Origin of the sequence: Bacillus sp. FJAT-45037, assembly GCF_002797325.1 — a bacterium.
Taxonomy (GTDB): domain Bacteria; phylum Bacillota; class Bacilli; order Bacillales; family Bacillaceae_D; genus Alkalihalophilus.
This window is the reverse complement of the sequence record NZ_KZ454938.1, coordinates 1,099,776-1,113,318: the sequence shown is the minus strand read 5'-3', so window position 1 is coordinate 1,113,318 and position 13,543 is coordinate 1,099,776. Positions and strand designations below refer to the sequence as shown.

Sequence of the window (13,543 nt, the reverse complement as noted above, 5' to 3'; positions counted from 1 at the left end):
CTCCCCTCCTTAACCTTTCATTTTATCTTCGAGTTGAACGAGCTCTTCTTTTAATCGTTTTTCACTGATCTCTCTATTCTTTAATTCTGTCTCCAACCTCTTTAACTCCATATAGATCTTTTTATCGGAAGATAGAAAAATATCATGTTTTGGAAATCGTTTCGCTACACTTGCATGAGACCTCTTGCGAATATCATTAAGATGTAGCCGGTCAAACTGCTTCACTCTTGGTGAAAGATATATTTTTTGATCATGTGTTAAGCCTTTGACTTCTAAAACTTCATCCATCGCTAACACAATTTGTTTAGCTTCATCAGCATCCTGTTGTGAAACAATTGCTTCATTGCCAATTTGAAGAGGCTTTACAGTATTCGCTTGTCCTCCACACCCCGAAACGAAGCACACCATAACTATGAGAAGAAAAATCATTCTCTTCATACCAATCACTCCTTCCTATTTGTTACAATGATGTATGTAGAAGAGGTTGGGACATAACTAAAGTGTGTAACCCTGGATACGAACGAAGCGCTAATTTAGCGGATGAAATATACGTAGACTTCTGCGGGATGAAAAGCAACGGTGAGACCCCACAGTGCGAAGCACGAGGAGGCTCAGCAGCTTCCCGCGAAAAGCGAAGTATATTTCAGGAGCGGTTACATAAGCAACAACCATAATGTTCGGAATTCCTCAAGTTAAAATACTTTTGTCCCAGCCTCCAAGTTTCGTTATTGTTTATACTGTGGTTCTTCTTGCTCTATTTCTTGAAGGCGTGGACCTAACCCATCTACAACACCTTGAGTTTGTGTAGCCATTTGCTGAAACAATTGCTTAGCTTGTTCGTTATCTGTTTCTAGCGCAAATGTTTCTAGACTTGCCTGAGCACTTTTTAATCCAGCTAGAGTTTGCTTCATTTTATTTGCAACAGTCATATAAACACTCCTTTTTTAAAGTAACATTCCTTTATAGAATGAATTAAATGAACGTAACTTATTACATACAAAATTTGTAAACGATATTTACATGAACAGGAGTCATACATGTTAATAACAGAAATTACCCTACTTTCTATCTTCATTGTAAACACCGCATTGGTGATCATGATTTTTCTAAACCAGAAGAAACTAAGCCAGCGTATTCAATCTATTCAAACAAGCCTGACAGAAGCAAACAACCTCATACACAACCAACATCACGAGTCTCTTATGGACGAGCGTCGCACGCATATTTTAATGATCGCTTTTCAAATAAGGGATGGAGTTTCGAAACAAATCGATGACCTTCATCCACGCTTGATTGAATCATTACCGACCGATCACAGCTTAACAGCGGATGAAGTCGCACAATGCTTTACACCTACAGAAGTTATAGCGTTACACTCATTTTTTAGTCTTTTTGAAAACTACGTGACGAAACACTGGCTCACAGATCAGTTGCAGTACAAAAGAATTTTCAAAGGCAGCAAAGCTCAATCTAACTCTGAATTAGCTCAACTTCATCTCGCTTCAATTCAATTAGTAAGAAAGCTTGATCAACTCTTACTCACCATTAATAAATAAAGGCGCAACTGCTCAAACTATAAATGATCTTAGGTAAAGGGGTATTGCTGTGCACACAGATTTCGTATCGCTGACCACTGAGTTATTTGTCGGCTTCTTCGCTTTATTATTTTTAACAAAGGTATTAGGGAAAAACCAAATCACACAACTCACTCCTTTTGACTTTATTTCAGCTCTAGTATTAGGGGAGCTTGTCGGTAATGCCATTTATGACCGAGAAATTGGATTACAATATGTCCTCTTTGCGATTGCATTTTGGGGTACTCTGATTTATTTTATTGAAATCATCACTCAAAAATTTAGAGGGTCACGTGCGCTATTAGAAGGCACCCCTGCTCTCGTCATTTCCGAGGGGAAAATCCAATATGAGGAATTACGGAAAAATAAGCTCGACCTAAACCAATTGCAACACCTTTTACGCGAGAAAAGTGTCTTTTCTGTCCGTGAAGTGCAATATGGCATTTTAGAGACGAATGGCTCAGTCAGTGTATTGAGAAAGCAGCCTTATGACAGCCCAATAAATCAAGACCTAAATATTCCAGAAAAATCGGTGTCATTGCCGACTCTGCTTATTTTAGACGGAGAACTCATTCCCGATAGTTTAGCTTCACTAAATAAAAATGAAGAGTGGCTTCAGCAAGAATTGTTAAAACGGAGCATTCCAAGTGTTAAAGCGGTTCTCTATGCAGAATGGTTAGACGGGGATGGGTTTGAAATCCAAACGTATGAAAGAAAGAAGGGCTAAATTATGTGGTATCGAATATTCATTAGTCTTCTAATTATCCTTTTTTTATGTAGTTGTGTAAAAGAGTCTGATTCATCGACTAAAGGAGCAACAATCCAAGCAAGTGAGAATACGGGCAAAAAAGTGATGGTCGTGATGATTGATTCCATGACAAGCGAGTTAATTGATAAGGGGATATCAGAAGGAAGAACACCAGCCCTCGCCTTTTTAAAAGAAAACGGAAAGGTGTTTGATGATTTAATTGCGCCTTTTCCTTCAATGTCTGTCGTGATTGAAAGCTCTTTGCTTACCGGTGTCGGCCCTAACGCCCACCACGTGCCAGGTTTGATTTGGTATCACCCCAATGAAGAGCGGTTAGTCGATTATGGTTCAACGATTCCTAGAACGTTAAAACTAGGAACAAAACAAGTTGTACAAGACGGGTTAAATCATTTAAATAACTTCCACCTTAATCCAAAAATTGACACGATTTATGATGAACTAGCTAAGCAAAACAGATCAACAGGTTCTGTGAATATGCTTTTGTATCGCGGGCCAAAAAAGCACATCTTACATGTACCACCGTTTGTCTCAGAATCGTTACATATGGAGAAATCTATTATCACCAAAGGACCCGACCTACTTTCATTTGGACAATTAGTGAAGCCAGATGCAGTTAAAGACAGATCATTACCTGATCATTTATATGAAAAATACGGTTTGAATGATCAATATTCTGTCAACGTTGTGCAATCATTGATTCAATCGGAACAACAACCAGATTTTTTGATGGCGTTCCTTCCTGATTTTGATACAGAAGCTCATGTTCATGGCCCTCATTACCTTGATGGGTTTGCAAGAGCTGATTATCAACTACAAACGATCTTAAATAGCTATGATAGTTGGGAGCAAGCGCTAGAAGATACGATTTTTATTATTCTCGGTGATCATAATCAAGTATTGTTACATGACAAAGGAGAGCATACCGCAATTGAACTTGAAGCGTTGCTTGAGCCATGGTCAATAGCAGAATTACTAGATGGACCCAAAAATAGTGATCTAATCATTGCTAATAATCATCGAATGGCCTACATTCATCGTATCAATCCAAATATTCACCTAAAAGAAATAGCCGATCCTCTTTTAAATGATGATCGCATAGACCATATTGCATGGCGTGAAAATAATCGAACGTTGATTCAATCTAGCCACGTACAAAACACGTTGACATTCACACCTAACGGACCATGGACTGATGAATATGGACAAACATGGCATCTTGAAGGTGATCCAAACGTATTAGACCTGACCTTAAATGATAAAGAAAAGACAATAACGTTTGGTCAATACCCAGATGGTCTTGAGCAAATGGATTCCGCCCTTAAGAGCCAAGACGCGGCACTAATCGTCACAGCACGACCTGGATATACGTTAAAAACAGAAGATGCACCTGTTCATTATGGCGGTGGTGAGCACGGTGGATTCCATCAAGATGACACACGCGCTGCACTCCTTGTCGCAGGTACAGATCACTATCCAGAATTTAGAAGAATCAGGGACTTAAAAGACTACTTCATTTCCCTTTTTCAAGAGGAAATAGAGCCAAAAGGATAAGCGAGTACACTTATCCTTTTGGCTCTTCTGTTAATATGGTTCCCATTTTAATTGTCGCGCTTGATCAAAACGAGCTTCTACCTCGGGCCAATTGACAACGTTCCACCAATTTGAAATATAAGGTTTGCGTTCATTTTTATATTGTAAATAGTAAGCATGCTCCCACATATCTAATACGAGTAAGGGAACTTGATCTTGCTGGGATAAGTTTTGATGTTTCTCCGCTTGTAAAATTTCAAGTCTACGAGCCCGTGGCGACCACACTAACATCGTCCATCCACTACCTTCTACCGCATTAGCACTAGCTGCAAAATGTTCTTGCATCTTCTCAAAACTACCAAAATCTCGTTCAATCGCCTCTAACAGTTCACCACCCGGAATCCCTCCGCCATTAGGATTCATAACCTCCCAAAAAATGGAATGTAAGTAGTGGCCAGCACCATGAAACGCTGCTTCCCTTTCCCAATGCTTGATCAATTCATAGTTGCCCGTTTCTCGTGCTTCTTGCATTTTAATCTCTGCTTTGTTTAGCCCATCAACATAACTCTGATGATGCTTATCATGATGTAGCCTCATAATTTCAGCGTCTATATACGGCTCAAGCGCATCGTATGAATACGTTAATGGAGGCAATGTGTGTCCACCTATAGGTACCGACCCATTCTCACCTCGCTCATATTTTTCAGACCATTCTCCCATATTATTCCAGGCATTATACACTCTCCAAGCCGCTTGCTCTACTTCTTGTTCGTCTGCATGTAAAGGTGTTCGCTCTAATGTATTTAACAATGATGTTAATGATTGCACAAATGGTCTAGTTCTACCGACACCAACTTGCTCTTCAATTACTGTGCTATGTTCATTCCAAATGTACTTAAGCTCTTCTGCCCATTCGACAATGCCTCGCCCATGATTCATGATATAGCCTCCTTTTAATCCATCACGCTATCATATGAATGAATAAAACAGATCTGAACTTGGCCTTAAAGAAATTTATTGCGTAAATGTTAAATACAACAATTCTTATCATTGTGTGACTAAACGATGGCGAAATCCCACTAAAAAAAAATCTTACCACAAACAATTGTGGCAAGATTTTTCACAGTACTTCTTCCATGTTTTTAAAGAAAAGATCCGCTTCATCCTCAATCGAATCATCTGTAATATCCTCTGGCAACGGAGGAAGTTCATCTAGACGCTTCAATCCAAAATGGTCAAGGAACTGCCTCGTTGTTCCGTAGAGAATCGGACGGCCTGTACCTGGTTGACGGCCAACTTCCTTAATCAACAATTTCGAGTTCAGTGAATGCAGAGCTCTTTCTGATTTCACGCCACGAATCTCATCAATTTCTACTCTTGTGATGGGCTGCTTGTATGCGACAATCGCTAAGGTTTCAAGGGCTGCTTGTGATAGACCAGAGTGGAGCGGTGAAGTAGCTAACTTTTTCATGTAATCTGCATGTTCAGCTTTCGTTGCCAACCTAAACGCTCCGCCTACTTCGACCATTTGTAACCCTCGATTCGTACTTTGATACGTTGTCTCAAGTTCACCGACCACATCTTTAATTGTCTCAAGTTCAAGCTCCATAACCTCAGCTAATTGTTCATAAGTCATTCCTTCATCGCCTGTAACGAACAACAATCCTTCTACAATTGCCTTCATTTCTTCCGTTGTCATCCTACTAGCCCTCCTTCCTGTTTGAATATCATAATATCTGAGAAGTTTTCTTCTTGTTCACAACGAATCGCTTTTGTTCTCATCAGCTCTAACACCGCTAAAAAAGTCACGACAATATGTCCCTTTTCTGGGACTGGGAACAGTTCTTCAAACTTACAAGACCCCGTTGCTAATTGATTGACAAAGTCCATTACCTCTGTCATTCTATCTTCGATTGAGTATTCTTGTGTTTTGATCGTTGTCATACGCGGAGCTTTTAACGTCTTTCTTTTTACTAGTTTCTGATACGCAGATAACATATCAAACAAAGTAACTCCTTGAATGGCAACTTCTCTTCTGTCTTCTTCATTAATAAAAGGTTCTAGATCTTCAGGAGGCTTCGTATGTACAAGATTTCGTTTCTCTTCTTTGTCTTTTAAGTCAGTTGCTGCTTCTTTATATTTACGATACTCAATTAATCGATTCATCAGTTCATCACGTGGATCATCATCTTCATCCATGATCAATTCTTCATCGAAAAGATCCTCTTGTTTAGGGAGGAGAGTTTTACTTTTGATAGCTAGAAGAGTCGCTGCCATCACAAGATACTCGCTTGCAATGTCTAGATGAAGCTCTTGCATCGCTTGGACATACTTCATGTATTGGTCCGTGATCGGTGCTACTGGAATATTATAAATATCAACCTCAGCCTGATTTATCAGATGAAGAAGTAAGTCAAGCGGTCCTTCAAATGCATCAAGTTTAACACTATACGGATTTATTTCATTTGAATTCAAATCATTCACCACTAGCTTCGTAGAATTTTGCGCTAGATGAGATTATACCACACTTCTAAATAACGTGTAACAAGCAAACCAACTAGGTTTTAAAGGTTTTATTAGCTGAATATTCAAACAGTATACTCCGCTCTGAAGCTGACAAAATGAATTCATTATTGGTATGATGGATGTATGCTAAAAGACAAACTGGAGATGTATAAAAGGAGTTTTTGATTATGTATCCACCCGCATATATTGAATTTTTAATTGAGTTTCATTCCTCAAGAGATTATTTTGAATGTCATGAGATTTTAGAAGAGCATTGGAAAGAAGAGGAAAAAAAAGAACGTAAACTTCATTGGGTCGGGCTAATTCAATTGGCTGTTGCTCTTTACCATGAAAGAAGAGGCAATTCAGTAGGAGCAAAGCGAATGTACCATAGTTCATTAAGGATTATCCAGGTCGAATCGATCCCCCTAAGAAAGCTAGCTATTGATGTCGATGAATTAGCACAACTGCTTTCTACACGTTTAGTAAATCTTGACAGACCATTTGAAGATCTATCGATTCCTCTAACCGATCAAGACTTAATCAACAAATGCCAAAAACTCTCTCAATCAAGAGACCTCACATGGGGTCATCCGAGTCAACTGTTGCTTGACCCTCTTATTCATAAACATCGTCTACGTGACCGAACAGATGTAATCAACGAGCGACAACAAAGATTACTCGAAAAAAAAAAAAAGTAGTAACTCAATTGAGCCTACTTCTTCGCACTGATTTTGCGTAATTACTATTCATTACAATTTTCTACAAAATCCTTTGTTGCCTTTGATGGAACGAGCGGTAGATCGAATTTTGCTTGAATGGCTTGAAGAATCCTCGTTCCAATACCTTCTTTACGATAAGACGGGATGACGCTTAAATGATGGAGGATCACCTTGTCTTCACGTTTTTCAAATCCAGCAATTCCAACAAGGTCATCTTCTTCTCTCCAGAAAAAAAGCGACCAATTAGATTCCGTTTCATAACGTTCTATCGTATGCATGAGCTGTTTTACATCTTTTTCCTTCGGCATGTACGAAAGAAGTCCCATCGCAATCTTTTTTTGAGAGGTCTTATATGGTATTAGCATCGTTTATCCTCTCCTACTCTATTTTTTTACAATTTTGCTTACATATACAAATTTTATCATAATTCCTAATAATTCTCATGATAAATGTAGCGCATTTTATAACAGGTCTTTTGTCTTACAACTAAAAAAAGGCTGGGACAAAGTATTTTAACTTCTAAAATTCCGAACATTACGGGAGCGGTTTATGTAAACCGCTCCTGAAATATACTTCACACTCGCAAGGAAGCTGCTGAGCCTCCTCGTGGTCCGCACTGTGAGGTCTCAACGTTGCTTTATATCCAGAAGGAGGCTACGTATATTTCATCCGCTAAAATTGCGCATTGTTCGGATTTTCAGTTAAACACTTTCTATATGTCCCAACCTCTAAAAATGAAGTTTATTCGAACGAACGACTGAAGTTAGCCATTTCAATGGCTGCTGTTGCAGCATCCCAGCCTTTGTTTCCTGCTTTTGTTCCTGCGCGCTCAATCGCTTGCTCAATCGTGTCTGTTGTCAATACTCCAAAAATAACAGGCTTTCCTGAAGATAACGAGAGGGATGCAACTCCTTTTGCTACTTCCCCACAAACAAAATCAAAGTGAGGTGTAGCACCACGAATAACCGTACCTAAAGTGATCACGGCGTCGTATTTACCACTATCCGCCATTTTTTTAGCTGCAAACGGGATCTCAAATGCACCAGGCACCCATGCTACTTCAATATCTGAATCCTCTACTCCATGACGCTTAAGAGCATCTTCTGCTCCTCCTAAAAGCTTGCTTGTAATAAATTCATTAAAGCGACCAACCACGATTCCTACCTTTAATCCTGTTGCTACTAAACTTCCTTCGTATACTTTACCCATTATAAATTCCTCCTAAGTTGTATGTATGTATGTTTGTGTTATGAAGAGTCGCTAGTGATGCGACCCTTCCGTCTAGTGAATATTAAAGATGAAGCATATGTCCTAATTTTTCATTTTTAGTGCGTAAATATTTTTCATTCTCCGCATTATGAGGCATTTGAATGGCCACACGATCAACAACTTCAAGACCATATCCACTCAAACCTGTAATTTTTCTAGGGTTATTCGTCAAAAGCTTCATTTGAGTCACACCTAGGTCCCTTAAGATTTGTGCACCAATTCCATAATCTCTAAGATCGGGACCAAATCCTAGTTTCTCGTTCGCTTCCACTGTATCATAGCCCTCTTCTTGCAGTTTATAAGCTTTCATTTTATTCATCAGGCCAATCCCACGACCTTCTTGACGCATATAAAGCAAAATTCCAGTGCCTTCTTCCTCAATTTGAGCAAGAGCTGCATGTAACTGCGGACCACAATCGCAGCGTTTTGAACCAAATACATCACCAGTTAAACACTCAGAATGAACACGGACAAGTGTTGGTTCTCCTTCAGATATGTTCCCTTTTACAAGAGCAACACTTTCTTTTCCTTCCATCACATCCGTGTAACCAATCGCACGAAAATCACCGAAATCAGTCGGTAGTTTAATTTCTACTTCTCGCTTAACTAACTTATCTTTACGGTGACGATATTGGATAAGATCTTTGATTGTAATCATCTTCAGATCATGTTCATCAGCAATTTTTCTTAATTGAGGTACACGTGCCATCGATCCATCTTCATTCATAATCTCGCAAATAACCCCTGCAGGTTTAGCCCCTGAAAGTCTTGCTAGGTCGACTGCTGCTTCTGTATGACCGGCACGGCGAAGGACCCCACCATTTTTAGCAATTAGTGGGAAAATATGACCAGGTCGTTTAAAATGCAACTTTTTTGTTTGATCATCGACTAAAGCTTGAACTGTCGCCGCGCGTTCATGTGCAGAAATCCCCGTTGTCGTTGTGTGGTGATCAATACTCACCGTAAACGCCGTACCATGAGGATCGGTATTAAGATCAACCATCGGTGTAAGATCAAGCTCTTTTGCACGTTCTTCAGTAATTGGAGTACATACCAAGCCCCGACCATGAGTCACCATAAAGTTAATCACTTCTGGTGTTGTTTTCTCAGCGATTGACACAAAGTCTCCTTCGTTCTCTCGGTCTTCATCATCACACACGATCACGACATTTCCTTGCATTAATTCATAAATTGCTTCTTCAATTGGATCAAATAATTTCTCTGTCATCTTATCCACCGCTCCTATTTAAACCCATGTTCAGATAAAAATGCATCTGTTAATGAAGATTTTTTTGTAGCTGATTGCTGTATTCCTTGTCTCGTTACAAACTTCTCTATATATTTTCCGATCATATCGCACTCAATATTCACAATATCTCCTGCACCCTTACTTCCAATAATGGTTTCTTCAATCGTGTGAGGGATGATGGAAATCGTAAAGGATTCTTCATCTACTCCGAAAATTGTCAAACTCGTGCCATCTACAGCAATAGAACCTTTATATATCATATAACGCAACAGTTCTGAAGCTGCTTCTATCCGGTAATACACCGCGTTATCTTTTTGATCTTTTGAAAGAATCGTTCCAGTCCCATCTACATGTCCAGATACAAAATGACCACCGAAACGTCCCTTCGCACTCATGGCGCGTTCTAAGTTAACTTTTGATGCTCGCCCTAATCCATTCAAGCTCGTTGCTCTTACGGTCTCTGGCATCAAATCAACTGTAAAGGAGCGATCTGTGTAGGAAGTAACGGTTAGACATACGCCGTTTACTGCAATGCTATCGCCCAATGCGACATCCGTTAAAATATGTGATGCAGCAATTTTCATTACAATCGCTTCTCCGCTTTGTCTTACTTCTTCAATCGTTCCAATCTCTTCTATGATTCCAGTAAACATCTTACCCCTCCTTTACAATTGATGTCAGCTTAATATCCGGACCAATTCGTCTGACATCGACAAGATCAAGTTCGATCGCATCGCTCATTTTCTCTATTCCTCTGCCACCGACTGCTGTGGGAGCCATTGTTCCGCCAACTAGTTTAGGCGCTAAATACGTGATCACTTGATTCACTGCCCTCGCCTCTAAAAAGCTTCCATGAACTTGTTGTCCACCTTCTACATATAAAGACATAATTTGTCGTCGCCCAAGTTCCTCTAACAGAGTTCGAATTGAATCTTGTTCTAAACGGATAATGGTCACGCCTAATTGCTCTAACTCAAGTTGCTTTTTATTCGATGCTTCTTTCGTCGTAATGACCCAAGTCGGCGCTTCGCGATCTGTGACTACCTTCGCTGATGTCGGCAGCCGTAACGTGCGATCTAGAATGATTCGGGTCGGATTCCGCCCCCCTTGATCTAGTCGCGTAGTTAAAGATGGATCATCTGCTAAAACCGTTCCAATCCCAACTAAAATCGCATCATGAGTATGGCGGTCTTGATGGACGTCGACTCGAGCTGCTTCACTTGTAATCCATTTACTCTCACCTGTCACAGTTGCCGTTTTACCATCAAGTGTGGTCGCCGTTTTTAACGTGACATATGGTCGTTTCGTTAAAATATAATGGAAGAACATTTGGTTTAATTCAATCGCCTCTTGCTCACAGACTCCAACATCGACGGTAAGACCGGCATCTCGTAATAGCTTGATGCCTCGTCCTGCTACATTCGGATTAGGGTCTACTGTCGCTACGACAACGCGGCTCAATTGTTTTTCAAGGATCAAGCCCGCACAAGGCGGCGTTTTCCCGTGATGACTGCAAGGCTCAAGCGTAACGTAAATTGTTGCTCCTTTTGCCTTATCCCCTGCCATCTTTAATGCTTCAACTTCTGCATGACCTTCCCCGGCACGAAGATGCGCACCCATTCCAATAATTGTCCCGTTTTTAACAACGACGGCACCAACCATTGGATTAGGAGAAGTCTGGCCTCTCGTTTGTTCGGCCAATTGCAGTGCAAACTTCATGTAATCTGTGTCATTCATGATGCAACCCTCTCCTACTATGTCCCTTCATGGGAAACAAAAACCCCCGAATAAAGGTGCTATTCGGGGGATTAATCTTTATAGAAGAGTAGCATGAATTAACTACTACATAGAATACGTAATAGCTTTTAAATGATAAAGGCAAAAAGACAGACTTGTCCCTATAATAAGGATACCATCTCAAAAAAGTATACCTTAATAAGGCATGTTTAATCTCAATGCGAATCAACGTAAAATCGTTAAAATTCGCAAAGAACCTTTGATCATCATGCTCTCGTTCCTTCTCCCATCCAGACTTTAACTGTCGGTCCCGGATTCACACCAGGTCCACCGTTTTCTACGACACATGATTTAAATGATTCATGCATCACCTCTTAAGGCGAAAACGGGTCACGGACTTAGAAGGCGAACCTTCCTCACCGCCGGTCGGGAATTTCACCACACCCCGAAGGAAACATTATTCATTTTTTTACAACTACCGACATTGTATCTTGTTTTCTTACAAACCGTCAACTAAAACATCTTGAATTAAAGAAGTTATTTGGAAGCGCTTTACTAAACTTATTAATATAAATTAGTGAACATATAGGCAAATACCTACATATACTTAGTATAAAACAAGAACGATTCTATCTTAAAATCGAACAAGTCTATCATTAATAAAAGGGGGGCATACATTTGTTTGAAAGTCTCTCTTCGAATGATTACTTCATGTTACTTGGTGCCCTGCTATTGATCACAGGTGTATTAGCAGCGAAATTTTCTTCTCGTTTTGGCGTTCCTGCTCTTGTCCTTTTTATTTTACTAGGGATGCTATTTGGCAGTGATGGCATTGGCTTTATCCATTTCGAAAATACTCGTTTTGCTCAATTGCTAGGCATCTTTGCTCTTGTCATCATTTTATTTGAAGGTGGACTCCAAACGAAATGGAAACAAGTCAAACCGGTTATGATTCCCTCTCTTTCATTAGCCACAGGCGGTGTTCTTTTAACAACGGCGATCATCGCTATTGCCGCTAAATATATACTTGGTCTAACTTGGTTAGAGGGATTCTTAATAGGGGCAATCGTCGGTTCAACGGATGCAGCAGCAGTCTTTGCTGTATTAAAAGGCCATAATATCCGCGAACGTCTTGGTTCAACACTTGAAGCGGAGTCAGGAGCCAATGACCCGATGGCGGTATTTCTCACGATTTCTTTTATTCAACTCATTATTCATGACTCAGTTTCTATCCTTGCACTGATTTCCGCCTTCTTATGGCAAATGGGCGCAGGATTGGTCATTGGACTCGTGATCGGTAAAATAGCTTCGATATCTATCAACCGAATCAATCTTGACTCTAGTGGACTTTACCCCGTTTTCGCTCTAGCGTTTGCTCTTTTAGCCTATAGTGTTGCTGCCTTTAGTAGTGCGAGCGGACTGCTTGCTGTCTATGTTGCGGCCCTTGTGATTGGAAACCATGATTTAACGTATCGACACTCGATTTTTCGTTTTAATGAAGGGTTTGCTTGGATGATGCAAATTTCCATGTTTGTGATTCTAGGTTTGCTTGTCTTGCCAACAGACTTATTAAACCCTACTGTAATGATTGGTGGAATCTCTCTCTCCCTCATCCTCATCGTGGTTGCACGTCCGGTCGCAGTGTTTCTTTCATTAACAGGGATGCGTTTTGAATGGAGAGAAAAACTCTTCCTTTCATGGGCTGGCTTACGCGGAGCCGTACCGATTGTTTTAGCTACATTTCCTCTGATTGCTGGTCTTGACAACAGCCAATTATTTTTCAATGTTATCTTCTTTATTGTGCTAACCTCTACACTCATTCAAGGATCAACCATTGACTTCTTCGCCAAATCCCTAGATTTAACCGGACCAAAAAAGATTACTCCGATGCATTCACTTGAGTTGGTTTCGATTGGACAGGCGAATGCTGAGATCATTGAATATGAAGTAAATGAAGAAACTCAAATAACGAATCTGGCATTAAGTGTCATACCATTCCCAAAAGACGTATTAATTAACGCGATCATACGAAATGGAGAGTTAATTACACCCTCAGGACAAACAACCATTCGAATAGGCGATATTCTCTATATCCTTGTCTCTAAAGAAAGCGAAAAAAAACTCATCTCTTTATTAGAGAAAGAATCAAATCCTAAATCACAAAAAGCATAAAAAACCTATCTCTCAC

Annotated in this window: 15 protein-coding genes and 1 riboswitch; of the genes, 5 read left to right on the top strand and 10 right to left on the bottom strand. The window is 40.1% G+C overall.

Annotated elements, in window-relative coordinates:
* Positions 1-9 precede the first annotated feature (9 nt).
* Entirely contained in the window at positions 10-438 is a 429-nt protein-coding gene (locus CDZ88_RS05715; RefSeq protein ID WP_100372623.1) for a hypothetical protein, read from the bottom strand.
* A 287-nt stretch (positions 439-725) separates the two neighbouring features.
* A complete protein-coding gene (locus CDZ88_RS05710) occupies positions 726-929 on the bottom strand; it encodes a DUF1657 domain-containing protein (RefSeq protein ID WP_100372622.1) in 204 nt (67 codons plus the stop codon).
* A gap of 108 nt (positions 930-1,037) precedes the next feature.
* Between CDZ88_RS05710 and CDZ88_RS05705 the strand changes: the two genes are divergently transcribed.
* The 3 genes from CDZ88_RS05705 to CDZ88_RS05695 are packed head-to-tail and all read left to right on the top strand — an operon-like array spanning position 1,038 to position 3,894.
* A complete protein-coding gene (locus tag CDZ88_RS05705; protein ID WP_100372621.1) occupies positions 1,038-1,556 on the top strand; it encodes a hypothetical protein in 519 nt (172 codons plus the stop codon).
* 49 nt (positions 1,557-1,605) lie between these two features.
* Positions 1,606-2,301, top strand: coding sequence for a DUF421 domain-containing protein (locus CDZ88_RS05700; RefSeq protein WP_100372620.1), 696 nt, complete (start codon positions 1,606-1,608; stop codon positions 2,299-2,301).
* A gap of 3 nt (positions 2,302-2,304) precedes the next feature.
* Entirely contained in the window at positions 2,305-3,894 is a 1,590-nt protein-coding gene (locus CDZ88_RS05695; protein WP_100372619.1) for an alkaline phosphatase family protein, read from the top strand.
* 30 nt (positions 3,895-3,924) lie between these two features.
* Here the strand turns inward: CDZ88_RS05695 and CDZ88_RS05690 are convergent, their stop codons facing one another.
* From CDZ88_RS05690 to CDZ88_RS05680, 3 genes are all read right to left on the bottom strand, one after another.
* Positions 3,925-4,812, bottom strand: coding sequence for a superoxide dismutase (locus CDZ88_RS05690; RefSeq protein WP_100372618.1), 888 nt, complete (start codon positions 4,810-4,812; stop codon positions 3,925-3,927).
* Positions 4,813-4,993: 181 nt separating this feature from the next.
* On the bottom strand, positions 4,994-5,572 hold the full coding sequence (gene scpB / locus CDZ88_RS05685; protein ID WP_100372617.1) for an SMC-Scp complex subunit ScpB: 579 nt from the start codon (positions 5,570-5,572) through the stop codon (positions 4,994-4,996).
* Complete coding sequence (locus CDZ88_RS05680; protein WP_100374607.1) at positions 5,569-6,333, bottom strand: segregation/condensation protein A; 765 nt, start codon at positions 6,331-6,333, stop codon at positions 5,569-5,571. The genes scpB and CDZ88_RS05680 overlap by 4 nt, the downstream gene beginning before the upstream one ends.
* 233 nt (positions 6,334-6,566) lie before the next feature.
* Between CDZ88_RS05680 and CDZ88_RS05675 the strand changes: the two genes are divergently transcribed.
* Positions 6,567-7,079, top strand: a complete 513-nt coding sequence (locus CDZ88_RS05675) for a DUF309 domain-containing protein (protein WP_100372616.1) — start codon at positions 6,567-6,569, stop codon at positions 7,077-7,079.
* A gap of 44 nt (positions 7,080-7,123) precedes the next feature.
* On the opposite strand, the gene CDZ88_RS05670 is transcribed toward CDZ88_RS05675, so the two are convergent.
* The 5 genes from CDZ88_RS05670 to ribD all read right to left on the bottom strand — a co-directional run bounded on the left by CDZ88_RS05670 (position 7,124) and on the right by ribD (position 11,355).
* Complete coding sequence (locus CDZ88_RS05670; protein ID WP_100372615.1) at positions 7,124-7,465, bottom strand: GNAT family N-acetyltransferase; 342 nt, start codon at positions 7,463-7,465, stop codon at positions 7,124-7,126.
* Positions 7,466-7,841: 376 nt separating this feature from the next.
* Complete coding sequence (gene ribH / locus CDZ88_RS05665) at positions 7,842-8,309, bottom strand: 6,7-dimethyl-8-ribityllumazine synthase (RefSeq protein ID WP_100372614.1); 468 nt, start codon at positions 8,307-8,309, stop codon at positions 7,842-7,844.
* Between the two features lie 82 nt (positions 8,310-8,391).
* Positions 8,392-9,597, bottom strand: a complete 1,206-nt coding sequence (locus tag CDZ88_RS05660) for a bifunctional 3,4-dihydroxy-2-butanone-4-phosphate synthase/GTP cyclohydrolase II (RefSeq protein ID WP_100372613.1) — start codon at positions 9,595-9,597, stop codon at positions 8,392-8,394.
* Between the two features lie 14 nt (positions 9,598-9,611).
* A complete protein-coding gene (gene ribE, locus CDZ88_RS05655) occupies positions 9,612-10,271 on the bottom strand; it encodes a riboflavin synthase (protein ID WP_100372612.1) in 660 nt (219 codons plus the stop codon).
* 1 nt (position 10,272) lies between these two features.
* On the bottom strand, positions 10,273-11,355 hold the full coding sequence (gene ribD / locus CDZ88_RS05650; RefSeq protein WP_100372611.1) for a bifunctional diaminohydroxyphosphoribosylaminopyrimidine deaminase/5-amino-6-(5-phosphoribosylamino)uracil reductase RibD: 1,083 nt from the start codon (positions 11,353-11,355) through the stop codon (positions 10,273-10,275).
* A gap of 274 nt (positions 11,356-11,629) precedes the next feature.
* A riboswitch (FMN riboswitch) is annotated at positions 11,630-11,812 on the bottom strand.
* 254 nt (positions 11,813-12,066) lie between these two features.
* Here ribD and CDZ88_RS05645 point away from each other — a divergent pair.
* The gene (locus CDZ88_RS05645) at positions 12,067-13,527 is read left to right on the top strand and encodes a potassium/proton antiporter (RefSeq protein ID WP_100374606.1); all 1,461 of its coding nucleotides are present in this window, start codon (positions 12,067-12,069) and stop codon (positions 13,525-13,527) included.
* Positions 13,528-13,543 lie beyond the last annotated feature (16 nt).